We start from the raw sequence: 25428 nt of genomic DNA, 5'->3' as shown, positions 1-25428 counted from the left end.
TGGGTATATCGGTACGTCGTGCGCGCACCAGGTCTGGGCATGAGAACACTCCTGAAGTGATAGTTCAGGGTGTCCACTAAAGCGTAGGAAGTCTCCGTCCGCCTTGAATGAGTTGTTAGGCAAGCTCGACTTAGTTACGAGCGACAACAACCAAGTAGCGACAGGTAGAGCAAATAGCGCAGGCAGCCAGCCAAGAGCGAACTGGCCAAAAAAGTGCCAAAAATACGTATTGCCGATCAATATACGGTTGAGCCAAACGAACGATGGAAGCACCGCCCATAGCAAGTAGAAGGAGATTCTTGCGGGGCGCAGCTTCACGAGCACGAACGCTGCAGGAAGGGAAAGAACCACATTGATGAAAAGATCAATTGGCAACAAAGTGGCGTGCAATGCGTTGCTACGCAGCCCTGTGTCGATAAGCCAACGGAGCAAAGGGCTGTGTACGTTTAGATAAGCCCAACACATGAGTAGGAAGTACGTCTGCAGAAGCCCGAGTAGAAACGCTATTACTGCGGATACTGGAATTGTTTGCAGCTTCATGCCTGATTCTCCTTGTGTGCCTAACGCCGAGTTAAACCGAGCCACGAAGCGGCTTCAGCTTGAACGAACTCTTAGAGGGCATCATAGCGCCGCAGTCTTCGATCTACGATGTAACCAATTGCCCCGCCTACCGCAATTGGTACAAGCGCGTAGATTGGAATAAAAATTAGCGCGATAGCAGCTTGCGCGTCTGCTCTTAGGTCTAGAGTAGTATGCGCCCAAGTAAGGAAGCCGAAGCCAAGTAGGCATGGTGCAACTAGTGAAGCTGGCCGCCGGTACATGAAGCTGATTGCAAGGATTGCACCCCATGCGATGGCATTGAAAGCTGCGAAAAATAGCCAACCACCAAGACTCTCGTCGGTGTACTGCTGAAGCCATTCGATGCCATGTGGCAAGCGTGCTGCATAAGGCAGCAAGACTCCAACCAGCACCAGTATGAAACGAGCATTGCGTATAGTCATATATGCCGCCTAACGCTGGACTTAAGCGGCGGCGCAGCCGTCCGCCTTGAACGAATAGTTAGATGCTTACGTTGCGATGACGCGCACGAACAAAGGCCAAAATGCCCAGCGCAACGCCAACAGCCGCGAAAACAAGGAACGCTAGGATTAGGAACACAGGACGCTGACAACGAACATTTGATGCATGAAGAGAGTATGTGCCGTTGCAGGCAAGGAAGGCTAGGTCGAATGAACTGAGTGCCCAGAGCAGCGAACAGGCAGCCGCAGCCAGGGCGGCAGCGGAGCAGAAGACCAAAAGGCGAGCTGATTTACGACGACTGATCAAGTAAGCACTCTAATGCTGGAGTTAAGCGGTGCCGGAGGCGTCCGCCTTGAACAAGTAGTTAGGCTGCAGCCTACTAGGCAGATTCGTGCATGAGAAGCTTATGGATAGCCCGACCCCTGCGGAGAAAGTAGAAGGCAACAAGGACAAAGAAAATTGATTGTACGAGCGCGACTCCTATACCAATCCATGTTTGAAGGATGAGCCGCTGCGTTTGAGATGTGAAGGCTTCAAAGGCAACGCCATATAGCTTCCACAAATTAAGTATGTCGACTGCCATGCTGAGCATGGACAAGAAGGCACGCCCGAGTGCGAGCAGACCAATTATTATAAGTGCGAGCCAACCTGCCGAGTCTTTGTTCATTTGATGCCTAACGCTGAGTTAGCTGATGTACGTTCATTGAACCCATCACGGAGTTCGGGCCCGGCTTGTTAGAGATATTGATTGGGCCTATTTAGGATTAAGGCAATCGTGACCGCAGCCCAATCACCCTTACGACTGAGCAGACAGGAATTCAGGTCGCTAAGATGTTTCTGGGAGTCCAGGGACACGACCAATACTTACGTTCAATCGATCGCTTGAAGCTGCAGGTAACTTCATTGCGGTCTCGCGCTATTGATCCACTTCAGAGGAAAAAATTGTGGCGACTGAGGACGGTATGAGTAATGTGTTCGAAATTGCTTTTACCTCCCCACCGAGGGGAAGCCGCCGATCGGCGGAATCCGTCTACGTGCAGTTGCGCGCTGCAATCGTTGATGGTCGGTTGGTTCCTGGGTCCAAGCTCCCGGGGGAACGTCAGTCGGCTGTCTTTTTCGGTGTATCGAGAAACACAGCTACCCGGGCTTATGCGAGGCTGGCGATCGAGGGGTTGGTATCGTCCCGGCAAGGATCAGGAACGTATGTGGCGTCCAAGCAAAATCGTCCGCCGCGCGAACGCTTCCTGACGCAGCAAACGCCCGATCCACGTCTAAATTCGCTGTGGTCACGGCCAGAGCTGGCACGGACACTTAACTTTTGGCACGACGGTCAGCGCACTGGGAAGCAAAAGGGTGCCGCATCCTTAGATTTTCGACCCGCGTTGGTCGATTCGCGATTATTCCCATTCGAAATATTTCGTCGGGTCAGCGCCAAGCAGCTCCGGCAAATGGAATTAAAACCTCCTGCCTTCAAGAGCCCGCAGGGCAATCAGGGGCATTTCCCACTGAGGACAGCTATCGCCACGCACATCGGCATTTCGCGCGCAGTCGTGAGCGAGCCCGACGATGTACTGGTTACTGCCGGCGCACAGCAGGCTTTCGATATTCTCGCCCGTGTACTGGTAACCCCTGGGGTTACGACGGTAGCCATTGAAGATCCAGGCTACCCACCGATGCGCGCTGCATTTCTCGCTGCCGGCGCCAGGGTTGTGCCGGTACCAGTCGACGCGCAAGGGCTGGTGGTCGACGCCCTGCCCATCCCTGTACAGATCGTCTGCGTATGTCCTTCACATCAGTTTCCGTTCGGCGTGTCCATGTCCGCACAGCGGCGGATGGCACTGCTCAACTTTGCTCGCAAGTCTGGGGCAGTCATCGTTGAGGACGATTACGACGGAGAATTCCGGTACGACGGCACTCCACTGCAGGCGCTACGATCAACGTCGACCGCAGATGACGTGTTCTACGTCGGCACCTTCTCCAAGTGTATGCTCCCCGCGCTGCGACTGGGATTCGTCGTGGCACCCCAGTGGGCTATGCCTGCGCTGATTACAGCGAAGAACTGTCTCGATTGGCATTGTCCGACTTTGACGCAAATGGTAGTTGCCCGTTTCATCGCGGAAGGGCATCTGGCGCGGCACGTGCGAAAGCTCCGTGACGTCTATAGGACACGACGAGATCTCATCAGGGAGATACTTCAGTCGAACTTCTCAGGTGAACTGTCACCGATGCAATCGCACTACGGGATGCATGTGGCGGCGTTCTCGACGCTACCCAAGCACCTGGAACGCGTCACCGCAAGATTGTTGGGATTGAACGTGCATTTGCATTCGTTCGAGCGCTACTTTTTTGGTGCCCCAACATCGGAAGGCCTGGTTTTCGGCTACGGGGCCATTGACATCGATGATATCGAGCAGGGTCTAAAGGCGTTAAGGCGCGTGCTCTAGCCGCGTGAGATGCCCGATGCGCGCGCAAGGGGCGATTCTGCAGATCAACATAGGACATCACTAATGATGCCCGCATGATCGTAACCGGCGGCTGTAATGAAACCATATTCGTCAGCCGACCCTTCCCAACTTCGCATCCAGCGAAGTGGACCACGCTAAATATCTACGATTGGCTCTTCTGGCGTTGCAGGTATTCCCTATAGTTTCGTCTTGGGCTTGGTCATACGGAGAGCGCGATGATTTGGAGACTGCTATTACGTGGAGTCATGATTGCCGGTGTTCTTACATGCTCGCCTCTGAGTGCAAGGGCCGAGCAGCCCCGAGATGGCTCTCATGATTTCGACTTCGCCCGCGGGAGTTGGCATACCCATGTCACACAAGTACTCGACCCGTTCGATGGCGGGACCCACACAGTGACAATGGATGGTACGAAAACAGTGCGACCGATTTGGGGTGGCCGCGCGTGGCTTGAGGAAATCGAGGCCGATGGCCCAAGTGGGCATTGGGAAGGCGCATCGCTGTTCGTCTATAACTCCAAAGCCGGGCAATGGAGTCAAACTTACATTGATAGCGCTTCGGGAGAGATTGAGGCCCCAACTATCGGAGGCTTCAAAGACGGTCGGGGCGAGCTGTTCGGCACCTCCGTTTATAAGGGGCGCACGGTTCTAGTACGTGGAGTCTGGTCTGACATCAAGGCCAACTCTGATCGCTACGAGATTTCCTACTCCAAGGACGGCGGCCAAACATGGGCGACTGCGTTCAAAGCTTACTTGACACGACTTAAGTGATCTTGCTGGCTGATCCTCAAGGAGACATGACATGCAGTACCTGCTCATTATCAGCCACGACGATTCTTTTACTCCGACTGAAAGATAAGGATGAGCGGCTTGTCGGTGCCACGCACGCTGTAAAATATATGCTGGCCATTAACGTCGGAAAATTTCGCATTCGACGTAGCAAGGGTCTCCCTGGATTGCCCGGGAAAGGCCTTAGCCAGCACTGCGGTCGCTACGGCACTCTTCAGGAAATCGCGTCTGAGCATATTGTTCTCACGTGGCGCCGAACTGGCCAGCTCGGCGGTGATCGTGCGCTTATCGTCGTCCATTCCATGCGCTGGTGGCCGTCACGATCTATCTCCCTGCGAGCAACTCATCCAGCTGCGCAAACTGTTCGGGCAGTCCTTCCGCCGAGCCGGCGAGGGCTTCGTCGAGGGCCGCTGTTGTGGGGTAGAGTTCGTGTAGGGTGACCAGTGTGTCGCCGGCATTTTCTTCGAAGGTCACCGTGGTCACGGCACCCTGATCGCTTTCTTCGTTCGTCCACACGAGACGCTTGTGCGGCGTCACTTCAGTGTACGTGCCGAAGAACACCATGGGTTGATCGAAGGCCGGGTGGCTGAATACGAGGCGATACGCGCCCCCGGTGCGAATATCCATGTCGCATGAAAGCAGCGACATGCCTGCCGACTTCGGAACCCACCAACGCTGGAACAATTCGGGGTTGCTCCACGCTTCGAAGACGATATGCGCCGGGGCATTGAACGTTCGCGTCACGACAAGTTCGCGGTCGGACTTGCGTTTCACGTCGGTGCGATTTATGGCTGCGGAACTACCTTCTTTTACTTTGGACATCTGCCTTCTCCTTGCACTTCAAGTGTTCGACAAGCTCGTCTAAAGCATCGAAGCGTGCGCTCCAGAGCTGGCGATGCCGCTCGATCCAGGCGGCCTCTTCTTCGAGACGGCGCAGTCCGAGCTTGCAGGTTCGCACGCGCCCGACCTTCTCCGTGGTCACGAGTCCAGCCTGCTCCAAAACGCTGACATGCTTCTTCATGCCCGTGAGGGTCATGCTGAACCTTTGGGCAAGGTCAGTGATTGAGGCGTCTGCACCCCCGAGCTGCTCCAGCACGCCGCGTCGGGTGACATCGGAGAGCGCTGCGAACGTTGTGTCGAGGCGGGTTTGATAGTGAACCATATGGTTCACAGTAAGGCACGCATAGGTGATTTGCAAGCGAAGCGCCCCATGGCCGCAGTTGACACGCGGCTCCCTGCCGCTCCGAACCCAAACTGCGCATGCCGAGCGTGGGCAAAGTTCCGCCCCGCTACTTTGTGGCAGCCAGATCAAGACGTCGGATGACTCCCTTGGCCAGAAGCGGACATCGCCGCGATGACTCACAAAGCCGTGAAGGTGTTTGTGGAAAAAGGGGCGCCAAAGCATTCTAGAGGCGGGCGTCCAAGCCCTCATCGGGCCAGGTAGAAATCCATGGGGATAAGCTCGACGGCCCATCCGCCTTCTTCGCCCAGCGTGGCGGCCGGGTGCATGGATGCGATGCGCAGCGCCTCGTCACGGCTGTCCGCCTCGATAATGAACAGGCCGCCCACCACTTCCTTCGACTCGGTGTAAGGCCCATCGCTGACGTGCGTCTTGCCGCTGCGCGGACGAAGGGTCCTCCAGCTGTCCAGATCGCCAAGCGACGCGGAAACCAGAACCTTGCCGGTAGCGCGCATCTTCTCGTCCAATGCCGGGCATTGGCTCACCAATTCCTTGACGTCGTCTGGCGCCATCGCGGCGAATTTTTCGGGGGTGAAGTAGGCCAGGCCGAGGTATTTCATGGGAAATCCTTTTGGGTGGGGATGCACTAACGACGAAGCTGATGATCGGAAATCGACAATCCTCTGGGAGAGTTTCTAGCAGGTCTCGGCCAGCCTGCCCGCTTTGGGTGGCGGAAGCGGACCTTACACTCTATGGATATCGTTTACCCCAAACGACCTCTCGCCTCCGTCGTAGTTCGCGTTATCGAGCTGCACAGCCTCATCCCAGACAGATGAGGAGCCAGGAATGGGCCTGTCCATTTACTGTGCGGCCCACTTGCTGCCGCCGCTCAGTCTAAGACACACTTCGTGAATGAACGACAAGCTGCTGGCGCTCCGACTTTTCGTGCGCGTTGCGCGCACGGGAAGCTTCTCTGCTGCGGCGCGAGAACTTGACCTTTCACAGCCGTCAGTATCGCGGATCATTGCGGCGTTGGAGGAAGACGTTGGCGCGGCTTTGGTTACCCGCACGACGCGCGCTGTCGCGCTGACTGACGTGGGCAACGACTACCTGACCCGTGTCGAAGCGATCCTGTCGTCGCTTGAGGAAGCTGATCACACTGCTCGTGGATCGCGGGAGCTTCGCGGGTCATTACGTGTTGCCATGCCTGCAAGTTTTGGCGTGCGCGAAATCATCCCCTTGATGCCCGGCTTTCTTGCGCGCCATCCTTCGCTAAACGTCAGCTTATTGATGAGCGATCAACGGCAAGACACCATCAAGGAAGGTGCCGATGTCGCACTTCGACTCGGTGACTTGGACGATTCGAGTGCCACCGCACGCGTCATCGGTCGGACGCAGCGGTTAATTGCGGCGTCGCCGCGTTATCTAGAGGAGAAGGGCACGCCCGAGGCGCCCGCAAACTTGGCCGTCCATACGGCTATCGTCGGGCCTGCCGGGACGAGCTCCGGAACATGGTCCTTTCAGAAGGATGGTCAAAGCGTATCGACCCGCATCAATTGTCGCCTTACTGTTTCCTACAACGAGGCCGCAGTAGCCGCCGCTGTCGCGGGAATCGGTGTCGTGAATACATCTCTGTGGGGCTGTCGCGCCGAACTCGCCAGCGGCGCGCTGATTCGGCTGCTTCCCGACTGGAAGATCGGTGAGGTCGAAGCCCACGGCCTGTTCACCCCAGGCCGACGACCGAAGCCCTCGGCACGCGCGCTGGTCGAGTATCTGATCGCGGAGCTTGGTCGCTAGGCTTGGAGCTTACGCCGCGCACCTGTGGCGCCTCGATCGAAGCATGCCGCGAATGCGTCCATGCATCGGTTGAATGTTCGCATCGACGCGGCTCGCCGTTGGTCTGTCAGCCAGGCAATTTCGCCGCGAGCAGATCGATCTTCTCAATGTTCGGTGGGGTGCTGAGCAAGGCAGCTGCGTTGGCCATCAATGCAGCCGCAATCGGGCCTCGCAGGTGGGCTTGACGACCTTCCTCGTCCGCAAAGGCGTCGAAAACGCCAAACGTCGAAGGGCCAAACTGCAACGCAAACCAAGCGACGGTGCCCAACTCGGCATTGGCGAGCGGCAGTGCGCTGGCCAGGAAGGCGGCGACGGCGGCCTCTTGGCCGGGCTTGGCTTCGAGACGGACAAACAGGGCAAATTTGGTCATGGAATGCTTCTCTTGAAATGAAGGTCACGGCTCTGCGAATCCGTGGTCGTAGGGCTTGCTCCGATGTGGACGATTCGTCCCTCTATCGACGGCCCAATGTTTGACATGTTCGCTCAGTTTGAGAGCGGGGAGCCATTCATTTGACGAATAAGTCTTAGTTGTAGACGCACCTACTCACGCGTCCATCGATCGACGACAGTCCATCCAGACGCCACTGTGGCGCCGTCAATTCAGGACACAAATTCATGACTTCACTTACTGGCAAAGTCGCCATTGTTACAGGCGCATCCAAAGGCATCGGTGCTGGAATCGCAAAGCTATTCGCCAAGTCCGGCGCATCGGTCGTCGTGAACTACTCGACTAGCAAGGAAGCAGCGAATGCCCTGGTTGCCGAGATCAAGAGTTCCGGTGGCAAGGCTGTGGCCATCCACGCCGACTTCTCGAAGACCGCCGATATCCAGCGACTGTTTGAAGAGTCGAAGCACGCCTTTGGCGCACTCGACATCCTGGTGAACAACGCGGGCGTCTTCGCCTTCGCCCCCCTTCAGGACTCTACAGAGCAGGAATTCCATCGTGAGTTCAGCACGAACGTGCTCGGCTTAATCACCGCGACACAAGAGGCAGTGAAGTACTTCGGCCCGAACGGCGGCAGCATCATCAATATCAGTTCCATCGCCAGCGTCGGCTACATGCCCAACTCGGTGATCTACGCGGCATCCAAGAGCGCTGTCGACTCCGTCACGCGCGTGACCTCGGTCGAACTGGCGTCGAAGAAGATCCGCGTCAACAGCATCGCGCCGGGGGCCACCATCACCGAAGGCATCGCGGCTCTGGGTTGGTCGCAAGAGGCCGTCGAAGCCGTCGTTGCAACGATCCCGTTCGGTCGGCCGGGCACGCCAGAAGACATCGCTCGCGTGGCGCTGTTCTTGGCATCCGATGATTCGGCCTGGGTGACCGGCGAACGGATCACGGCTTCTGGTGGTCAGCGCGCTTGATCGGCCTCCGTTCCAGCCGTTGCTGTAGGTAATCGCTGGGACGCGTCCTTTTATCGCCGCCGTTCGATCTGCCGCCAAAGACACGCTCCCGGAGGTCACGGCACGCACGCGTTAGCGAAGTAGCAGAGTAACCATCTATGTGGTCACGTCCGCTCAGGCTCGCTTACCGACGTCCCCCCAGCTTCAGTAGCGGTCGGCTCTAGAATCCGGTGGTTACTTTATCGGTTTTACTCGCGAGTTGTTTCGCGTACTCAGCGGGCGTCATGCCACCGAGACTTTTCTTGGGCCGCTCCTCGTTGTATTCGCGTCGCCACGCTTCGATAACGACTTTGGCATGGGCCATGTTGGTAAACCAATGTTTGTTTACGTCATTCGATGCAAAAACTTTCTGCTAAGCCAGCGTCGCAATGGCTCGTCGTAAAGTTTCAAACTGGCGTACGCAATGGCCATCGCAGCTACCGCAACGAGAAGCGCGATAACGATGCCCTGGGCACCGGAAGGGTTACTCCGCACGACCCATCCGGTATAGAGGTAGATCAAGGGATAGTGGGTGATATAGAGCGGAAAGGAGAGATCTCCGAAGAACTGAGCCACGCGTATCGAAAGCCCGTTGACCCGCTTTTCCCCTGCACCTATCGCGACCACGATGGGAAACACAAAGATGACGCACAGTGCGTCATAGATACCGTTCATCCAGCGGTGATCTGTGCCACCAAATCGTGGCAGTGACAGCGCAACGATCAACAGGAGACCAGCGACACCGAACGCGCTCTTCACTCGAATGCGCGCTCCCAGTCGACACAGGAGGATCCCTGCGAAGAACGGAAAAAGAAGTCGGGCAAAGCCGATGTGCAACTGGGTTGCATCGAGAGACCATCCACCGATGAGGTCGCCACGATCGCCAAACACAGCCAGTTGCACGAGCAGTAGCGCCGCGAGGAAGACGAAAACGCTCAATGCAGTCTTCGAAAGCTTGCGCAAGCCCACCGCATACAGAATGTTGGCAATGTATTCGAAGAGCAATGACCATGCCGGACCATCCAGTGGGTGCATTTCCTGCCAGCCGCGAATGTCCATGGATAGAGGAAGGGGAAGCAGCGTGCATCCCACCACCATGACCAACAACATTTTCCAAACCGGCGTTCCAGCGATCGAGGGAAATGCCGGACCTGCCTGAAAATAGAACAGCGCCGCGCCAATGAGACTGCCCATGATGACCATCGGCTGCAATCGGATAAGCCGCCGCTTGTAGAAATCCCACGTTGTCATGCGGCTCCAACGTTCGTCGTACGCGTAAGCGATGACGAACCCGGAGAGCATGAAGAAGAAGTCGACGGCGAGATAGCCGTGATTGATGACTTGCTTCGTAGCGTCACCTTGCGAAAACGGCTCGCAAAGGTGGAATGCCAACACCATAAGCGAAGCGATGCCGCGCAAGCCATCCAGGACGATATAGTGATTCTTTGCGGGCGCGATGACCGTGGTTGAGGCGGCAGTTGAAGCAGTATCCATTATCTCAATTCATCGTTCGTTGAATTCAAAGAGCCACTAATGTGGATAGTGAGTCTACACATGGAAGTGGTCCGGTCAGCTACGCATCAAGTAAATCTGCCTGATTTACTTTTCCACCCGCCGATTTGAAATACACGCGCGCCTTCGCCCCACACACCGTCTTCCATGCATATATGAGGAAAAAAACACTCATGGCAATCCATCCGAAAATGCGCCCACTTCTTGGGCTCCGGGTTCGATGGCTAAGAACAGGAATGGAGCCAGGTTCACTTACGGATCCACGATAAGTGAACCTGACCCCGTTTTGGACCCTTTCCTTTCCTGATCCGGAAGATGCAAACGATCTCGACGGACTCCGAAACAGATAACGGCAACTAAGAAGTGAGCTGGCCTCGTCTTGGTCTCACTCACCGTCGAAAATGTCTCTGACCCCTTTGTTTGCAGTTGTTTGCACGACTATCGGGAAAGTCGACTCTGACCCCGGTTTCGGACCCCGGTTTCGGTGGTGGGAGAGCGGCATAGATGGGCGTTGGCGGCGGCCTACTCGGCAGCATCGTTGAATCGATGTAGACCGTGACAACAATTGACGCACTGCGGGAACAAGCCGACTCAGTCAGCTGACCCGATTAGCTTTCGATTAGAGATCTTCCGATGCGGGAGCGCGGGTGATTCGATCAAATTCAAGTTTGTCAGCATCCATGTGAGCAACATCTGGGCACCCGTTAGGATAGGTGAGGTGAATAATGCCCTGATCGCCTTTTAAGAAGGTATCCCTGGCGGGCAAATGGAATGTGGAGTGATTATTGTCAATGCCATCGGGCACGTCCCTTTCCTGGGCATGATGAAGCAACGTCCATCCCGCCATCCGCAGATCGCTCACAAATTGGCTTCGACTCGGGCACCTATTAAAGAAGTCTTTATCTTGAAAAATAAAAATGATGCCTATCCGTTTTCGATCAGGATGTGGATTGCGAAACCGCGGGGTTTCACTTTCGAAATATTTTAGGACACCTCTAATATCGTATTCGTCCGTCCGTTCGTTATGAATCACCTTCTGCTCAAAGGCGCTTTCAACGTCTTCGGGGGTAATCATCGCATTAGGCTTCGCCGCGAGCTTGAGAAAACTCCGCCAATTACGTTGATCGATCGGTTCCAGTGTGTCATCAGGCGTGACAGCGGCCGTGCTTGCCGACGTTGGGGCGATGGGATGAATATTTTGCGCTCGGGTCTGCGAATACCCGACGGCGGCATGTCCAAGATAGATGAAGCTCCCCAGAAGGGTAGATGCAAGCCATCTCCAGCAATCATTTCGCATCGATTCTTTTCTTCCCAAAGTCATTTTGGTTTGACACGTTCAAGAATGGATTCTGACCCGTTAGCCAGACCCGGTTAGCTAACAAGGGGACTTGGCTCAAATTGTCCCTGACACCTTTTCCCGCCCGCCTTTTCTCCAACATCTTGATCTGGTATTGACACATCATTCGGTGCGGACGGTATGCATGGGGCGGCACCGACCACCATCGCAATCAATCAATACACCATGATCGCCGCAAGGCGCTACGTAGGTCGAATCACCGTTGGCCTTGACGACACCGCATCCCAATTGGTTTGCAACGCTTTGAGCCATCGGCATGGTTGCGGTGTTTGCAACAGAGCCCTGTGCGGGTGTTGAGACGACAACCGCTGACGACACTGCCACCGCACCGGCGTCGAGGGCGGGCGGCGTTGGCACGGCCTCCACTGTCGAAACACTCGTGTCGTAGTGCCCGAGATGATTAGTGATTGCCAACTGCACCGCCGTCACCAGCGAGTTCTCGCCATCCTGCTGCTCGATCGACGAGACCGTACGTGTAAGCACCCTTTTGCCATCGATATCCGTATCGATGTAGATGATGTAAACGGGCGCTCTCGTTGGATTCTCGGCTTCCGTAAAAAGTGCCCGCTGGTATTCGTTGTCACCGGACCAATTGTCGAACATCTTTTCATCGACAGTCCCGGTACTGGCCATCGCCACGTGAGTCGCCGCCGCGTTCGCCGCCAGGCCGCCCAAGATACCGCCAATCCCCGCGAAGACCGCATTTGACCTGAGCTTCGACTTCATATTTGAATAAACGACGAAGTGATAAACATCCACTTTCGGCAGCTCACCGGAAACATTGAATTTCTCGAACACTTGATGCTGCAATAGTCGGGTCGGCGATGGTGACAACCTCGCGTCCCCCTCTCGAAAAATGCCGTATTCCTTGCTGCTGACCAGTAGGCTGAACAACTTGCGATCCTTCTCGCTATCCGGCCTCACATCACGGACCGATAGCGAATCCGACTTCGCCATATCGGGTACGTTGACCTTCGTCACGACTGGAGTGCACGCAGCGCACAGCATTGACAACAGAATTGCCATCACCTTTTTCATAAGCCCCCTGTTTTTGAAATTGTCTCTGATACCGATCTTCGTCAGCTCAAATTGTCCCTGACACCTTTTTCCTTGACGGTGGCGACAGTCCATTTTCCCGTTCCGTTGTAGTCCCGATGGCTCATGATGTAAACGCTAACGTAGAGTTAAACGGCGGCGTCGCCGTCCGCCTGGAACGAATAGTGGGGCAGCAGCTGCGAGTGCCTGAATCAGGGTAACTGAGGATAGTGTGGAATGGCCTGACTAAGGCAAACCCACGGTTGCGCACTGGCCGTCCAAATGTCCAGCATCGGCTGAAACTCCGAAGCGTCATCCAGCGTAGGAAAGCGAACGGACATGAATCCTAGGTTGGCTTCGCCGCGCGTGAACAATGGCGAACCGCATTGAGGGCAGAAGCTGCGAGTCGCAACAGCGCCACTGCCCGCGCGCACCGAATACGTTTTGGGCGTACCCGTGATATTCATGTCCGAGTCCGCGACGATAAAGCCCGAAGCGAATGGGGCACCGCTGGAACGCTGACAGTCCAGACAGTGGCAATTGAGCATCGCGACTGGCGTGCGTGAGCACACGTAACGAATCGACCCACATGCGCACCCGCCGGAAAATGGAGTGGTCATATCGAAAATTCCCTTGCTGCCTAACACTGCAAAAAAGGTGTCAGGAAAAACTCGACACGGTCAGTGGAGCACTTAATTTGTCCCTGACACACTTTCCGTCTCTGCTGGGTTGCCCTCCGCCGCAAGGGCGTCCTCAGGCTGCCGCCTTTGTGAAGCGAGCGCAGCGTCCTTCCATACCCTCTTGAAGATGCCCCTGAGTGCCGGCTTGAGATGCGCTAGTGTCTGCTCCTGGGATGCGCCCATGGCCATGGAAACGATGGCCTGCATGTGCAGCACTTCCGGCTCGGATACATAGCCTTGCTGGCGCCAGCGCCAACCACTGACGCGGCCATCGGAGAAATGCCCGAAGTGGAAGCGGGTGTTGGCGAGGAATACGCCGAAGCCGAGATAGACGGCCGCGAGGTCGGTGGCGATTTCCCACACGTCCCAACCGCCCGGCGGCGGCTCCGGAAAACGCGCCGTGCGGTAGTGCGCCAGCTCGTGGGCGAAGGTCGCCACCAGCGCGACTGGGTCGGCCAATTGGTCCGGATGGTAGGTGATCAACGCACCCTCTTCGCCCAATGCGCGATACGTCCCCGCTGGCGACTGCGGCGCACCCTGCACGAACGCATGCGTCGAGACCTTCGGATCAGGATCGCCCTCCTGGATCCGCAACTCGCACGGCCAGTCGGCCATGCCCGCATGCACCTTGACCTGCTCGAAGACCGCTTCTGCGAAGGCCGCGTCGTGCTTTCCGCGCTGGGGAAAGAACTCCCGCGTCGGCAGAATGAGCCTGCGCGAACGCAAGGCCTCCAGTCCGCCCGTATGCCGCAACAGCCAGTCGAAGCAGTCGAACTGCCAGGCCGTCAACTCGGCATCGAGCAGCGCTTCCTTGCGAAACCATCCGAACATGCAACCCCCGAGCATCAAAGCGATGCGCTTTAGCCTGAAACAAGATTCGAGTTTAAAAGAGATGCATCCCGACCGCTGCTTCTAATCTTCTTCTAATTTGTCCCAGCGGTAAAAAGGTGCGGGGACAATTCGGCAGGGTCAGTCGAGCACTCAAATTTTTCCTGATACCAATTCCGCCCATTTCAGGCAGTAAGTGAACCTGACCCCGTTTTACTTGTTGCGAACAACGCTAGCGCGCTGTTAGCGAGCGACGAGTGCGGGCGAAAATGATTGTAGTCGACTCTCCATGATTCGATCTTTTCTCGGGCGTCTTCCAGTGAAAGAGACCAGTGCGTATTCAGGCATTTGTCGCGTAATGAGCCGTTGAACGACTCGATGAATGGGTTGTCGGTCGGCTTACCGGGTCGCGAATAATCCAACGTCACACCGTGCTCCAGTACCGACGGAATGGAGGTATTGAGCATGGGAACGGCTCGGCGATCCGTGAATCGCCAGTTGCCCCACCTTTTCACGTACCTCCAAGGATGGATGAAAAATCAAGGCATTGACTAATGATGTGTAGGAAAGCTCGTGCAAGATTATCTGGCAATAACTTACCGACTCGGCTCTCCAAACGAAGGCGTATAGTTTTGGGAGCTCGCTGCAACAGCGAGCTATGCGATGTACTCATTAACTTACGGAGAGAACGCCATGAAAATCGTTTCGTCGTCTGCCGTGTTATCAGTGATCGTCGGTCTCGCTGCATTGGGCATGAGTGGATATAGCGGTGGAGCCCATGCTGAAGCTCAAATACTGCCTCCACCCAGCGTGTGTGTCTTGCTATATCAAAATTGTATTAAAGGTGGTGGTACCCGGGCGGAGTGTGCACCGCTGCTCGTGGGCTGCAGTCCTTAGGGATGGTTCTGATCATCCCGCTTTCGTGACTGCAGCGATCGTGTTCGCCGTCGCCCACGCTCGACGATGCCGATACACGCCGTTGCGTAGCGATTTCTCGCCTCGTTTTGCCGCCTTTGATGCCGCCATGCTCTTCACCGTACACAGAAACAAAAGGGCAGCCTCGCGGCCGCCCTTTTGTTTCAACTCAAGCTGCGAGCCACCATCACCCGCACTTCGAATACCCACAATTCAAACACGTCTGACACCCATCCATCAGCACCAGAGCCTGCGTGTTGCACTTGGCGCAGAGCGTGGCACCGGGCGGGAAGCCGGCGGCATTGAGCTTGGGTTTGTTGTCGCTGGTGCTGGCTGACGTCGCGGCTGGTGCTTCTGGCACTACGCTTACGTCAGAGTTTTTTTTTGCGCTAGCGGCCTCGTAGGCGGCGCGCTTGTCAGCGATGAGCTGGCGGGTGGACTCGTCCATCTCGGGGTCGTGGATCATGCCGATGTTTTTCATGTGCTGCTCCACCACCGAGCCGATCTCGGCAACGATGCTGGGCATGTAGACGCCGCCGGATTTGAAGTAGCCGCCGCGCGGGTCGAACACGGCTTTCAGCTCTTCGACGATAAAGGTGACGTCGCCGCCCTTGCGGAACACGGCGGACATGATGCGCGTGAGCGCCACGATCCACTGGAAGTGGTCCATGTTTTTCGAGTTGATGAAGATCTCGAACGGACGGCGTTGCTCGTGCGGCGTGCCGGCGTTGAGCACGATATCGTTGATGGTGACGTATAGCGCGTGCTCGAACAGCGGCGACTTGACCTTGAAGGTGGAGCCGACCAGCGTTTCGGGGCGCTCAACGCTTTCGTGCATCTGGATCACTTCGGCCATCGGCGGCTCTTTGGCCGTGACGGGCGCAGCGACCGCGGCAACCTTGTCTTCGGGTTTGACCACGTTGTAGCCGGTGATCTTTTTGTCGATTTTGGTCGCCATGATGTTCTTCTGTGTTGGGGCGTTATAGAGATAGATATGGTGCTTGCGGGCAGCGAATGAAAGGTGCCTGGCGGTGCGACTGGCTCACGCGGCGCAGTTGGCGCGGAGGGTAACGCGGTGAAAAAAGCACCCGGCCCGGCGCGTGGCCGGACCGGATGCGGTACGGCTTACTTCTTTTTTGCAGTAGCTTTCTTGGCGGCAGATTTCTTTGCCGTCTTTACGGCCACTTTCTTGTTTACACCTTTTACGGTGCTGGCAGTGGACCTTTTCACCGTCTTGGCGACGGCTTTCTTGCTTGCACCTTTCTTGGTGTTTACACCTTTTTTGGTGTTTACACCTTTCTTGGTGCTGGCGGATTTCTTGACGACCGCCTTCTTGGGCGCGGCTTTTTTATTTACACCTTTCTTGGTGATAGCCGACTTTTTGCTGCTGACCTTCTTTACGGCCTTGGCGACGACTTTCTTGACGGCCTTTTTGGCGGAGGCGGCTTTCTTGGCCACCTTGCCGGCGACTTTCTTGACGGCCTTGGTCACTGTCTTTTTGGTGCTGGATTTTTTAGCGGCCGATTTTTTCACGGTGACTTTCTTGTTTACACCTTTTACGGTGCTTGCACCCTTTTTGGTGGCAGCGGCTTTTTGGGCGGCCTTGGCTTTTTTGGCCGGCGCCTTTTTAACGGCCACTTTCTTGGCGACTTTCTTCACTGCTTTCTTTACGGCTTTTTTGGCAGCGACTTTCTTGGCAGCCGCTTTCTTCGGTGCAGCTTTTTTAGCGGCAGCCTTCTTGGGCGCTGCTTTCTTGGCAGCGGCCTTTTTCGGCGCAGCCTTTTTCACGGCAGCCGGCTTGGCAACGGCTTTCTTGGCCGGGGCCTTTTTGGCAGCCGGCTTCTCGGCAACAACAACGACTGGTGCAGCGACCGGTGCTGGAGCCGGTGACGGTGGCGTCTCGACGACAACCGGTGCTTCCGTGACGGGTGGTACGACTGTGGTGTTTTCTACTTCGGTGTCGATGGACATGGTGGGTTCCCCTCCGATGAGCGATTTTGATTTCGCCGCACGCAGAACGCGTGCGACGTGTCAGAACTTGCCGTAATAACCTTCCTTCAAGGCATCGAAGAGGTTGGCGGCGGAATGCATCTCTCCGTCGTACTCCACTTGCTCGTTGCCTTTCAGTTCGACAACGCTACCGTCTTCCAGTTCGAAGCGGTAGAGGGTGTTTTCAAGATCGGCTTCTTTCACCAGCACGCCCTGGAAAGCGGCGGGGTTGAAGCGGAAGGTAGTGCATCCTTTCAGGCCTTGTTTGTAGGCGTAGAAATAGATGTCCTTGAAATCTTCGTACGGATAATCGGTGGGCACGTTAGCGGTTTTGGAGATCGACGAGTCGATCCACTTTTGCGACGCGGCCTGGATGTCGACGTGCTCTTTCGGGCTGATGTCGTCGGCGGAGACGAAGTACTCTGGCAGCTTGTTGGCCACCACATCGGTGAACGGCAGCGCCTCGGCGTTGATCAGCGCGCGATAGGCGAGCAACTCGTAGCTGTAGACCTCGACCTTCTCTTTCGACTTTTTGCCTTCGCGGATCACGTTGCGCGAGTAGTGGTGCGCAAAGCTCGGCTCGATGCCGTTGCTGGCGTTGTTGGCCAGCGACAGCGAGATGGTGCCGGTGGGCGCGATGGAGCTGTGATGGGTGAAGCGCGCGCCGGTCTCGGCCAGCTCGGCAACCAGGTTGGGCGCCACCTCGGCGATGCGCTGCATGTAGCGGCTGTACTTGGCGTGCAGCACGCGGCCGGGGATGCTGTCGCCGACCTTGTAACCGTCGACAATCATTTCGGGGCGCTTGCGCAGCATGTCGCCGGTGACGGTGAAGTCCTTGGCGAGAATCGGTGCAGGGCCTTTTTCCTTGGCCAGCTCGAGCGCGACTTCCCAACCGGCGACGGCCATCTCACGCGAGACGTCTTCGGTGAAGGCGACCGCTTCGGCGGTACCGTAGCGATGCTTGAGCATGGTGATCGTGGAACCCAGGCCGAGGAAACCCATGCCGTGACGACGCTTGGACTCGATCTCGTTGCGCTGCTGCGGCAGCGGCAGGCCGTTGATCTCGACCACATTGTCGAGCATGCGGGTGAACACCTTCACCACTTCGCGATACTCGTCCCAATCGAAGCGCGCCTTGGGGCCGAACGGATCACGCACGAAGGTGGTGAGGTTGATCGAACCGAGCAGGCAGGAGCCGTAGGGAGGAAGTGGCTGTTCGCCGCAAGGATTGGTCGCGCGGATGTGCTCGCACCACCAGTTGTTGTTCATCTCGTTGACCTTGTCGATAAGGATGAAGCCCGGCTCGGCGAAGTCGTAGGTGGACACCATGATCATGTCCCACAGGTGACGCGCGCGCATGGTGCTGTAGATCTTGCAGGCGACCAGGCCGTCTTCGCGATCGATGTAGTTTTCGTGCGTGGGCCACTCGCGCCAGACGACCTTGCTGGCATCGGCGAGATCGATCTCGTGCTTTTCCTTCACGTGCACGGGATAGACCAGCGGCCAGTCCTGATCGTTTTCCACCGCGTCCATGAAACCGTCGGTGATCAGCAGCGACAGGTTGAACTGACGCAGGCGACCGTCCTCGCGCTTGGCGCGGATGAACTCTTTCGCGTCGGGATGGCTGATGTCGAACGTGCCCATCTGCGCGCCGCGGCGACCGCCGGCGGACGACACGGTGAAGCACATCTTGTCGTAGATATCCATGAACGACAGCGGGCCGCTGGTGTAGGCACCAGCGCCCGAGACGTACGCGCCGCGCGGACGCAGCGTGGAAAATTCATAGCCGATGCCACAGCCGGCTTTCAGCGTGAGGCCGGCTTCGTGGACTTTCTCCAGGATGTCGTCCATCGAATCGCGGATGGTGCCGGAGACAGTGCAGTTGATCGTGCTGGTCGCGGGCTTGTGCGCCAGCGCGCCAGCGTTGGAGGTGATGCGACCGGCAGGGATCGCACCGCGGCGCAGCGCCCACAGAAACCTTTCGTACCAATGGCCGCGCAGCTCGTCGCTGGCTTCGACATCGGACAGTGCGCGTGCAACGCGCTGATAGGTTTCGTCGATGCTGCCATCGACTGGTTCGCCCGACTTGGCCTTGAGACGATACTTCTTGTCCCAGATGTCGTATGAGGCAGGTTGCAGCGGAATTTCCACGGCGGCATCGCGACTCATGGGGTTGGTGGTTGGCGCACGCAATGTGCTCATCGGCTTCCTTACTCCCGTTACGGCCTTACGGCCCGGTTACTTATTATTCGAATTGTTTTTGGTTGGTGCGACTGCGTTAATGCCGTGCTTCTGCGTGACCGAATCTGCGGCGATATCTTGCTGTTTTGTGACGATAGTCAGGCCATGAGGATTGCCCTCCAACCCATGTGTCGCCTACTTATCAACGACAACGGCTCCCCTGAGATCGTTAGACGTTCGACACCAGAGCTAGTTTGAATTTCAGCAACCAGACACAAGATGTTGTGGTCGCCATCGATTAGTGACGTTACCCCTGACGCCCACCGATGTAAAGTAGTTATGCATGCAATTTCACAAATCCGCCGTCGCAAGGAACCGTCGCGGGCAGCGCAGGTCGAAACTGCGCTGCTTGGTCATGTCGTGTACTGAATTCATCATCGTTAAGGAGGAACCATGCCGTTACGCCCTTCCCGCTTTCTGCCCTGGCTGACCGCCGTGTTGGCGGTGCTTGCCATAGGTGGCGTGCCGACGATCAGCCATGCGGCTATGCCACCGGCGATCGATGGCCAGCCGATGCCGTCGCTGGCACCGATGCTGCAGCGGGTGACGCCGGCGGTGGTGAATATCTCGTCCAAGAAGCACGTGCAGGTGCAGAACCCTTACTTCAGCGATCCCGTGGTGCGTCAGCTTTTGGGTCCGGGCGGTTCGCGCGAGCGCGTGGAACAGAGCCTGGGCTCGGGCGTGATCGTGGATGCAGCCAAGGGCTACGTATTGACGAATAATCATGTGGTCGGCGGCGCCGACGACATCAGTGTGACCTTGCAGGATGGGCGCACATTCAAAGGCAAGCGCATCGGCACCGATCCGGATACCGACGTGGCGGTGGTGCAGATTCCCGCCGATCACCTGCAGGCGCTGCCGCTGGCCGATTCGAACCAGCTGCGCGTGGGCGATTACGTGGTGGCCGTGGGCAACCCGTTCGGACTCGGGCAGACGGTGACCTCGGGCATCGTCTCGGCACTCGGGCGTTCGGGCCTGGGTAGCGCGACTTCGGGCAGTACAGGTTTCCAGAATTTCATCCAGACCGATGCATCGATCAACCCGGGCAACTCCGGCGGCGCGCTGGTGAACCTGCGTGGTGAACTGGTCGGCATCAACACGATGATTTTTTCGCCGTCGGGTGGCAATGTCGGCATCGGCTTCGCGGTGCCCACGGCAATCACCAGCGAGGTGATGGAGCAGCTGCTGGCGCATGGCAAAGTCGAACGCGGCAACCTGGGACTGCAGACGCAGGCCATCACGCCGCGCATTGCCAAGCTGCTGGCACTCAATGACACCAACGGCGTGGTGGTCACCGGCGTCAGCGCCGGCTCGGCTGCTGAGCAGGCCGGCCTGCAACCGGGCGATGTGCTGACCACGCTGAACGGCAAGCCTCTGCACAGCGTGGAAGATCTGCGCAACACTGAAGGTCTGCTGCCGCTGGGCAGCAATGTGCAACTCGGCGTGGTGCGCGATGGCAAAAGCAGCATCGTCAACGTCACGCTGAGCGCGGAGAAACTCAGCAGCGTCGACGGCGGCAAGCTGGATGCGCGACTGGCGGGCGTCATCTTTAGTGATCTCAGCGACGACCAGCGCGGCCAGGGCATGTTCGGTGCCGTCGTGAGCTCGGTGAAACCGAACAGTCGCGCCGCGCTGGCCGGCCTGACGACCGACGACATCGTGGTCGGCATCGGCAACCAGCGCATCCCGAGCGTCAGCGTATTGCGTGGGCTGGCCAACGTGCACCTGCGCCAGCTGGTGCTGATCGTGGCGCATGCCGACGGCAACAACCGCTATGTAGTCATCAATTGAGAGGACTCACAAGGTCAGCGAAGCCTGTGCGGTCACCCCAAAGAAAGCAGCCATGGATGGCCACTTCATCGGCATCGGCTGCCATGTCTTCACACATGGACCCGTGCGCGGTCGCGTTGTCTGAACATAAATACATGAAAGCGCTTGATGTTTTACGTTCAGGCCGATGAAATACCCTGTCAGCCTTCATATATGCGCACCGGCAACGCGCCATACTTACGCCACTCACTTTCTATCGGGGTTCTCCATCACATGTCTCTTCGTCTTGCCCGCTTGCTGTCGGTCACCCTGATTGGGGCCTGCCTCGCCACCTCCGCATTTGCCGCCAAGACCACGCATGCGAAGTCGCATGCGAAAACCACCGTCGCGAAAGGTCCGAGTCTGATCTGGCGTGGTGACGTGGCCACGGCGCAGGGCGTTGTCGACGAAGTGGCACTGGCCTGGGAGAAAGCAGGCCACGGCTCGATCGAACTGCAGCCATTCAACACCGCATCCGGCATTGATGCCGTGGCGACTGGCACAGCGGATCTCGCTGGCAGTGCACGCCCGAGCGACGGTAGCTCGCAGAACACCAATCTGACCTTTACACCCGTCGCGTGGGACGCGCTGGTGATGGTGACCAATCCGGCCAACCCGGTCAGCAACCTCACGCTGAAGCAGCTGCACGACATCTACTTCGGCAAGATCACCAACTGGAGCGAAGTGGGCGGCGGCAGCGCACCGATCGACCTGTACGCGGTGGCGAGCCCGGGTGACGGCGTGGAATACAGCCTGCGCACGCTGCTGTTCGGTCACGGCAACCAGCCGGTGGCCGCGCCGCGCCTGTACGTCAACACACACAAGCTTGAGGAAGGCGTGACCCTCAACCCTAACGGTCTCGGCGTTGCCACCATGGCGGACGCGGCATCGAACCCCAAGCTCAAGATGATTCCGATCAACGGCATCACGCCGACGGTGTCCACGGTCGGCAACGGCAGCTATGTGCTGTTTACCCCGCTGTACCTCGTAACCAACCCACGTAACCCGAAGGCCGCCGACGTCAGCGCGTTTATCGACTTCCTGCAGACCGATGCCGCCAAGGCTGCGATGCGCAGGCATGGCGTGGTGCCCTTCAGTGACGGTGCCGCGCTGGCGTCGATCGACGTCAGCCGTCGCAACAGTATCCTGGCAGAAACCGGCGGCCACGCCAGCCACATCGCGCCGGTGACCGTGCCGAGCTCGACCCCTGTCGCCAGCGAAGCGTCGCGCGTCGCTGCGGCTTCTGCCGTTTCCGGCACGCTTGCAGCAGGCGCTCAGGGTGCCAAGGAAGCCACCACGGCAGTCAGCGACAAGACCCAGATCACCGGCGTCAAGGGCAGTGTCGCCGCGGTGGCTGTCACCAGCTTTGCGCACGTGAAGGGTTCGGTGCTGGCATCGAAAAAATCCAAGGCCGACAAGCATGCCGCCAAAACCGCCGACGAAGACGCGCCGGCCAAAGCGACCAAGAAAGTCAGCGCTGCCGAAACCAAGAGCACGGCCAGCGCAAGCGGCAAGAGCTACACCGTAACCAAGGGCGACACGCTGTTCTCGATCGCCAGGAAGCACTCGGTCGACGTCGCCCAACTGCGCGACTGGAATCACCTGAAGGACAACAACGTCAAACTCGGTCAGTCGCTGCGCGTCAGCAATCGCTGATCGCTTCAATTCAGCGACGTGCGAATACTTGCCCTAACGCTGGATCTCGACGACACGCTGTGGCCGGTACTGCCGGCCTTGGAACGCGCCGATCACGCCGTTGACGCGTGGCTGCAGCAGCACCACCCCGATGTTGCTCGCGCATGGCCGGTCACGGCGATGCGCGAGCTGCGCATGAAGGTTGCCATCGAGCGGCCCGACCTGGCCCACGATTTCAGCACGCAGCGCCAGCTCACCCTGCAACACGCCTTTGCCAGCTGCGGCATCGCCACTGCACCGGTGGATGTGTTGTGGGAAATCTACTTCGCTGCGCGCAACAGCGTGGAGCTATACCCGGACAGCCTGCCGGCACTGATGCACCTCACCGCGCGCTGGCCGCTGGCGAGCCTGACCAACGGCAATGCCGACCTCGAACGCGTCGGCATCCATAGGCATTTCCATCATCACATCAGCGCCCGCAATACCGGTGCCGCCAAGCCCGACCCGCGCATTTTTCTGGCGGCCGCCGAATGTCTCGGTGTCGCGCCGGAAAACATTCTGCATATCGGCGACGATGTGGAACTGGACGTCGTCGGTGCGCGTGATGCCGGCATGCGCACCGCGTGGATCAATCGACACGGCGCAACCTGGCCAGCCGATCTGGGCAATGCACCCGATCTGGATGTGCCGGACATGACTGCCCTGGTCGAATGGCTTGAACGGCAGCCGCCGACAACATAGTCAGCCGTTGGCAAAGCGGGCATCATGCGCGGTGGAATATTTTGGAATCGGCAACGCCCGTTCCAACAAGAGCTAAAAGGAAAACCGCATGTCTGCCCTGATCGAACGCACCGCTGGTGCACGCCACAGCATTGCCATTGAAGCCGTCGACACGGCGCACCTTGCCGCTGCACGCAGGCGCCTGACTGCTCCGCAGCGCCGCGCGCTGGACGATGGCGGATTCGTTGCCAATCCCGGCACTTTCGCCCTGATCAACGATGCCACCGGCAAGCTGGTGCGCGTGCTGGCTGGCGTGCATGCGGGCGATTCGCTGGGCGCCCTCAGCGGGCTGCCGATAACGCTGCCCGAGGCAACCTATCACCTGGCCGACGAAAGCACGATCACCGATCCGATGCAGGCCGCCCTGGGCTGGGCTTTGGGCGCCTACCAGTTCAACCGCTACCGCAAAGCCAAACGCGCACCGGCCACGCTCGCCGTTGCAGCGAATGATTTGAAAAAATTGCAGCCGCTGATCGATGCCACCGCGCAGGTGCGCGATCTGGTCAATACGCCGACTGAGGACATGGGTCCGCAGCATCTCGCCGCAGCGATCAAACAACTCGGCAAAACCTACAAGGCAAAGGTGCGCGAGTGGGTCGGTGACGAACTGCTCAAGGCCAACTTTCCCACCCTGCATGCCGCCGGCCGGGCGAGCTATCGCGAGCCGCGGTTGATCGAATTGTCCTGGGGCAAGGCCTCACACCCCAAGCTGGTGGTCATCGGCAAGGGCGTGTGCTTCGACACCGGCGGCCTCAACATCAAGACCGGTGACGGCATGCGCTGGATGAAAAAGGATATGGGCGGCGCGGCCCATGCGATCGCCTTGGCCGGGCTGATCATGCAGGCAAAGTTGCCTGTGCGTTTGACCTTGCTGGTATCGGCGATAGAGAACGCGGTGTCTGGCAACTCCATCCGCCCGGGCGACATCATCACCACCCGCTCCGGCATCACGGTGGAGATCGACAACACCGATGCGGAAGGCCGGCTGGTGCTGTGCGATGCGCTGACCTATGGCGGCGAACAGAAGCCGGACCTGATGTTGAATTTCGCTACGCTGACCGGCGCAGCGCGCGTGGCGCTGGGGCCGGATCTGCCGGCACTGTTTGCCAACAACGACGCATTGTCCACCGAGCTGATGACGGCCAGCCGCGCCGTGAACGATCCGGTCTGGCCGATGCCGCTGTGGCAACCGTATCGGAAGATGCTCGATTCGCACGTGGCCGATCTGGTCAACTCCGCGCCGTCGCGGCACGCCGGCGCGATCACCGCGGCGCTGTATCTGGAACGCTTCGTGCCTAGCGAGATTCCCTGGATGCATCTGGATACCTACGCCTGGAACGACGCCGACCGTCCCGGTCGACCGCGCGGTGGCGAGGCGATGGGCTTGCGCGCCACATTTGAGCTTTTGCAGCAGCGTTACGGCCACTGAAGCGTTTCCACTGCGATGAAGAACGGCGCCTTGGCGCCGTTTTTTTTGGCCCTATGATCCTGCGATATCGTGGATTTTCGCTGCTGAAGGCGAGAAGCCCGCGCAATCACCATCTCAAAATTGACGCACCGCTCCGAGCTAGAGACCCTCCGGAGACAGTGACCGGATGACAAGTCAAACCCCATAGATACAACTCATCCTGCCCTGTGGCAAAGCCAGCATGATGACCGCGGGACAACGTTTCGACCGCAAACTGGGTAGCAACAAGTCGTGCTTTTCTGCCCTGCAGCAAGGCCACGCTGGCCAAGCCAGTTTTCGGGGTTGCATGTTGCGACGCAAAACTAAATTCACCCAGAGTCTTTTCTTACGATCATCTTTCTGTAACAGTCGGTGAGGGGACAAGGTTTTGCGAGGCAACGATTTCCGGGTTTTCCCAATGTTGTATTCGCAGCCGGACATCAAGAAGTGTCCCCGGCAAATAAGGACGGCGGCCAGATGAGCACGGGGGTGCTTATTTGGCGTAACCGGGTGTGGTTCTGCACCCAACGC

Annotated in this window: 23 protein-coding genes and 2 pseudogenes; 8 read left to right on the top strand and 17 right to left on the bottom strand. The window is 57.9% G+C overall.

The features are described from left to right. Both HDE79_RS21855 and HDE79_RS21245 read right to left on the bottom strand, forming a co-directional pair. Positions 1–540: hypothetical protein (locus HDE79_RS21855; protein ID WP_221440318.1), on the bottom strand; the 540-nt coding region annotated here is incomplete at its 3' end. 71 nt (positions 541–611) lie between these two features. Continuing rightward, positions 612–1001: a hypothetical protein gene (locus tag HDE79_RS21245; RefSeq protein WP_184605150.1), complete on the bottom strand. Its 390-nt coding sequence runs from the start codon at positions 999–1001 to the stop codon at positions 612–614. 1224 nt (positions 1002–2225) lie between these two features. Between HDE79_RS21245 and HDE79_RS21240 the strand changes: the two genes are divergently transcribed. Both HDE79_RS21240 and HDE79_RS21235 read left to right on the top strand, forming a co-directional pair. Next, positions 2226–3464, top strand: a complete 1239-nt coding sequence (locus HDE79_RS21240) for a PLP-dependent aminotransferase family protein (protein WP_343206015.1) — start codon at positions 2226–2228, stop codon at positions 3462–3464. 236 nt (positions 3465–3700) lie between these two features. After that, the gene (locus HDE79_RS21235; protein WP_184605147.1) at positions 3701–4252 is read left to right on the top strand and encodes a DUF1579 family protein; all 552 of its coding nucleotides are present in this window, start codon (positions 3701–3703) and stop codon (positions 4250–4252) included. Positions 4253–4320: 68 nt separating this feature from the next. Here HDE79_RS21235 and HDE79_RS21230 read toward each other — a convergent pair whose 3' ends face one another. The 4 genes from HDE79_RS21230 to HDE79_RS21215 form a co-directional block, all read right to left on the bottom strand. Beyond that, a complete protein-coding gene (locus tag HDE79_RS21230) occupies positions 4321–4569 on the bottom strand; it encodes a hypothetical protein (protein WP_184605145.1) in 249 nt (82 codons plus the stop codon). Positions 4570–4594: 25 nt separating this feature from the next. Then, positions 4595–5092: an SRPBCC family protein gene (locus HDE79_RS21225; RefSeq protein ID WP_184605144.1), complete on the bottom strand. Its 498-nt coding sequence runs from the start codon at positions 5090–5092 to the stop codon at positions 4595–4597. Beyond that, positions 5070–5468 carry a metalloregulator ArsR/SmtB family transcription factor gene (locus HDE79_RS21220; RefSeq protein ID WP_221440316.1) on the bottom strand — a complete coding sequence of 133 codons (399 nt, stop codon included), beginning with the start codon at positions 5466–5468 and terminating at the stop codon, positions 5070–5072. Before HDE79_RS21220 ends, HDE79_RS21225 begins: the two co-directional genes overlap by 23 nt. 230 nt (positions 5469–5698) lie before the next feature. Further along, positions 5699–6070, bottom strand: a complete 372-nt coding sequence (locus HDE79_RS21215) for a YciI family protein (RefSeq protein WP_184605142.1) — start codon at positions 6068–6070, stop codon at positions 5699–5701. A 292-nt stretch (positions 6071–6362) separates the two neighbouring features. Here HDE79_RS21215 and HDE79_RS21210 point away from each other — a divergent pair, with 292 nt between their 5' ends. Beyond that, a complete protein-coding gene (locus tag HDE79_RS21210) occupies positions 6363–7247 on the top strand; it encodes a LysR family transcriptional regulator (RefSeq protein WP_184605140.1) in 885 nt (294 codons plus the stop codon). A 106-nt stretch (positions 7248–7353) separates the two neighbouring features. On the opposite strand, the gene HDE79_RS21205 is transcribed toward HDE79_RS21210, so the two are convergent. Further along, on the bottom strand, positions 7354–7656 hold the full coding sequence (locus tag HDE79_RS21205) for an antibiotic biosynthesis monooxygenase (protein WP_184605139.1): 303 nt from the start codon (positions 7654–7656) through the stop codon (positions 7354–7356). Between the two features lie 245 nt (positions 7657–7901). On the opposite strand from HDE79_RS21205, the gene HDE79_RS21200 reads away from it, so the two are divergent. Continuing rightward, positions 7902–8651, top strand: coding sequence for a glucose 1-dehydrogenase (locus HDE79_RS21200; RefSeq protein WP_184605137.1), 750 nt, complete (start codon positions 7902–7904; stop codon positions 8649–8651). A gap of 199 nt (positions 8652–8850) precedes the next feature. Here HDE79_RS21200 and HDE79_RS21195 read toward each other — a convergent pair. The 10 genes and pseudogenes from HDE79_RS21195 to HDE79_RS21150 all read right to left on the bottom strand — a co-directional run. Next, a pseudogene (locus HDE79_RS21195) lies at positions 8851–9018 on the bottom strand (integrase core domain-containing protein); the annotation flags it as partial. Beyond that, positions 9015–10163, bottom strand: coding sequence for an acyltransferase (locus HDE79_RS21190; RefSeq protein WP_184605134.1), 1149 nt, complete (start codon positions 10161–10163; stop codon positions 9015–9017). The gene HDE79_RS21190 and the pseudogene HDE79_RS21195, both read right to left, overlap by 4 nt. A 637-nt stretch (positions 10164–10800) precedes the next feature. Then, positions 10801–11478, bottom strand: a complete 678-nt coding sequence (locus HDE79_RS21185) for a hypothetical protein (protein WP_184605132.1) — start codon at positions 11476–11478, stop codon at positions 10801–10803. Between the two features lie 162 nt (positions 11479–11640). Further along, positions 11641–12669, bottom strand: coding sequence for a hypothetical protein (locus HDE79_RS21180; RefSeq protein WP_184605130.1), 1029 nt, complete (start codon positions 12667–12669; stop codon positions 11641–11643). A 116-nt stretch (positions 12670–12785) separates the two neighbouring features. Continuing rightward, positions 12786–13121: a GFA family protein gene (locus HDE79_RS21175; RefSeq protein WP_255488540.1), complete on the bottom strand. Its 336-nt coding sequence runs from the start codon at positions 13119–13121 to the stop codon at positions 12786–12788. A gap of 144 nt (positions 13122–13265) precedes the next feature. After that, positions 13266–14084 (bottom strand): hypothetical protein, encoded by an 819-nt coding sequence (locus HDE79_RS21170; RefSeq protein WP_184605127.1) that lies wholly within the window; start codon positions 14082–14084, stop codon positions 13266–13268. 182 nt (positions 14085–14266) lie between these two features. After that, positions 14267–14512: pseudogene (locus HDE79_RS21165) on the bottom strand (transposase); the annotation flags it as partial. Positions 14513–15183: 671 nt separating this feature from the next. Then, a complete protein-coding gene (locus HDE79_RS21160) occupies positions 15184–15954 on the bottom strand; it encodes an NrdJb (protein WP_184605125.1) in 771 nt (256 codons plus the stop codon). A gap of 167 nt (positions 15955–16121) precedes the next feature. Continuing rightward, entirely contained in the window at positions 16122–16967 is an 846-nt protein-coding gene (locus HDE79_RS21155; RefSeq protein ID WP_184605123.1) for a hypothetical protein, read from the bottom strand. Between the two features lie 60 nt (positions 16968–17027). Beyond that, the gene (locus HDE79_RS21150; RefSeq protein WP_221440311.1) at positions 17028–19187 is read right to left on the bottom strand and encodes an adenosylcobalamin-dependent ribonucleoside-diphosphate reductase; all 2160 of its coding nucleotides are present in this window, start codon (positions 19185–19187) and stop codon (positions 17028–17030) included. 432 nt (positions 19188–19619) lie between these two features. Here HDE79_RS21150 and HDE79_RS21145 point away from each other — a divergent pair, with 432 nt between their 5' ends. The 4 genes from HDE79_RS21145 (at position 19620) to HDE79_RS21130 (ending at position 24879) form a co-directional block, all read left to right on the top strand. After that, positions 19620–21017, top strand: a complete 1398-nt coding sequence (locus HDE79_RS21145) for a Do family serine endopeptidase (RefSeq protein WP_184605121.1) — start codon at positions 19620–19622, stop codon at positions 21015–21017. Between the two features lie 252 nt (positions 21018–21269). Beyond that, the gene (locus HDE79_RS21140; RefSeq protein ID WP_184605119.1) at positions 21270–22691 is read left to right on the top strand and encodes a substrate-binding domain-containing protein; all 1422 of its coding nucleotides are present in this window, start codon (positions 21270–21272) and stop codon (positions 22689–22691) included. Positions 22692–22709: 18 nt separating this feature from the next. Then, the gene (locus tag HDE79_RS21135; RefSeq protein ID WP_184605117.1) at positions 22710–23411 is read left to right on the top strand and encodes an HAD family hydrolase; all 702 of its coding nucleotides are present in this window, start codon (positions 22710–22712) and stop codon (positions 23409–23411) included. 88 nt (positions 23412–23499) lie between these two features. Then, the gene (locus HDE79_RS21130; protein WP_184605115.1) at positions 23500–24879 is read left to right on the top strand and encodes a leucyl aminopeptidase family protein; all 1380 of its coding nucleotides are present in this window, start codon (positions 23500–23502) and stop codon (positions 24877–24879) included. The last annotated feature ends 549 nt before the right edge of the window (positions 24880–25428 follow it).

This window comes from Rhodanobacter sp. MP1X3, from assembly GCF_014207165.1.
Classification (GTDB): Bacteria; Pseudomonadota; Gammaproteobacteria; order Xanthomonadales; family Rhodanobacteraceae; genus Rhodanobacter.
The sequence above is the reverse complement of the archived record's forward strand: the minus strand, read 5'-3'. Positions and strand labels throughout refer to the sequence as shown.

What these genes read in the sequence shown, in the direction of transcription:
- HDE79_RS21145 (WP_184605121.1), top strand. Translation starts at nt 19,620, where the DNA reads ATGCCGTTACGCCCTTCCCGCTTTCTGCCCTGGCTGACCGCCGTGTTG.
- HDE79_RS21215 (WP_184605142.1), bottom strand. Translation starts at nt 6,070, where the DNA reads ATGAAATACCTCGGCCTGGCCTACTTCACCCCCGAAAAATTCGCCGCG.
- HDE79_RS21130 (WP_184605115.1), top strand. Translation starts at nt 23,500, where the DNA reads ATGTCTGCCCTGATCGAACGCACCGCTGGTGCACGCCACAGCATTGCC.
- HDE79_RS21140 (WP_184605119.1), top strand. Translation starts at nt 21,270, where the DNA reads ATGTCTCTTCGTCTTGCCCGCTTGCTGTCGGTCACCCTGATTGGGGCC.
- HDE79_RS21155 (WP_184605123.1), bottom strand. Translation starts at nt 16,967, where the DNA reads ATGTCCATCGACACCGAAGTAGAAAACACCACAGTCGTACCACCCGTC.
- HDE79_RS21230 (WP_184605145.1), bottom strand. Translation starts at nt 4,569, where the DNA reads ATGGACGACGATAAGCGCACGATCACCGCCGAGCTGGCCAGTTCGGCG.
- HDE79_RS21190 (WP_184605134.1), bottom strand. Translation starts at nt 10,163, where the DNA reads ATGGATACTGCTTCAACTGCCGCCTCAACCACGGTCATCGCGCCCGCA.
- HDE79_RS21150 (WP_221440311.1), bottom strand. Translation starts at nt 19,187, where the DNA reads ATGAGCACATTGCGTGCGCCAACCACCAACCCCATGAGTCGCGATGCC.
- HDE79_RS21225 (WP_184605144.1), bottom strand. Translation starts at nt 5,092, where the DNA reads ATGTCCAAAGTAAAAGAAGGTAGTTCCGCAGCCATAAATCGCACCGAC.
- HDE79_RS21185 (WP_184605132.1), bottom strand. Translation starts at nt 11,478, where the DNA reads ATGCGAAATGATTGCTGGAGATGGCTTGCATCTACCCTTCTGGGGAGC.
- HDE79_RS21170 (WP_184605127.1), bottom strand. Translation starts at nt 14,084, where the DNA reads ATGTTCGGATGGTTTCGCAAGGAAGCGCTGCTCGATGCCGAGTTGACG.
- HDE79_RS21175 (WP_255488540.1), bottom strand. Translation starts at nt 13,121, where the DNA reads ATGCTCAATTGCCACTGTCTGGACTGTCAGCGTTCCAGCGGTGCCCCA.
- HDE79_RS21235 (WP_184605147.1), top strand. Translation starts at nt 3,701, where the DNA reads ATGATTTGGAGACTGCTATTACGTGGAGTCATGATTGCCGGTGTTCTT.
- HDE79_RS21180 (WP_184605130.1), bottom strand. Translation starts at nt 12,669, where the DNA reads ATGGACTGTCGCCACCGTCAAGGAAAAAGGTGTCAGGGACAATTTGAG.
- HDE79_RS21205 (WP_184605139.1), bottom strand. Translation starts at nt 7,656, where the DNA reads ATGACCAAATTTGCCCTGTTTGTCCGTCTCGAAGCCAAGCCCGGCCAA.
- HDE79_RS21160 (WP_184605125.1), bottom strand. Translation starts at nt 15,954, where the DNA reads ATGGCGACCAAAATCGACAAAAAGATCACCGGCTACAACGTGGTCAAA.
- HDE79_RS21245 (WP_184605150.1), bottom strand. Translation starts at nt 1,001, where the DNA reads ATGACTATACGCAATGCTCGTTTCATACTGGTGCTGGTTGGAGTCTTG.
- HDE79_RS21210 (WP_184605140.1), top strand. Translation starts at nt 6,363, where the DNA reads ATGAACGACAAGCTGCTGGCGCTCCGACTTTTCGTGCGCGTTGCGCGC.
- HDE79_RS21200 (WP_184605137.1), top strand. Translation starts at nt 7,902, where the DNA reads ATGACTTCACTTACTGGCAAAGTCGCCATTGTTACAGGCGCATCCAAA.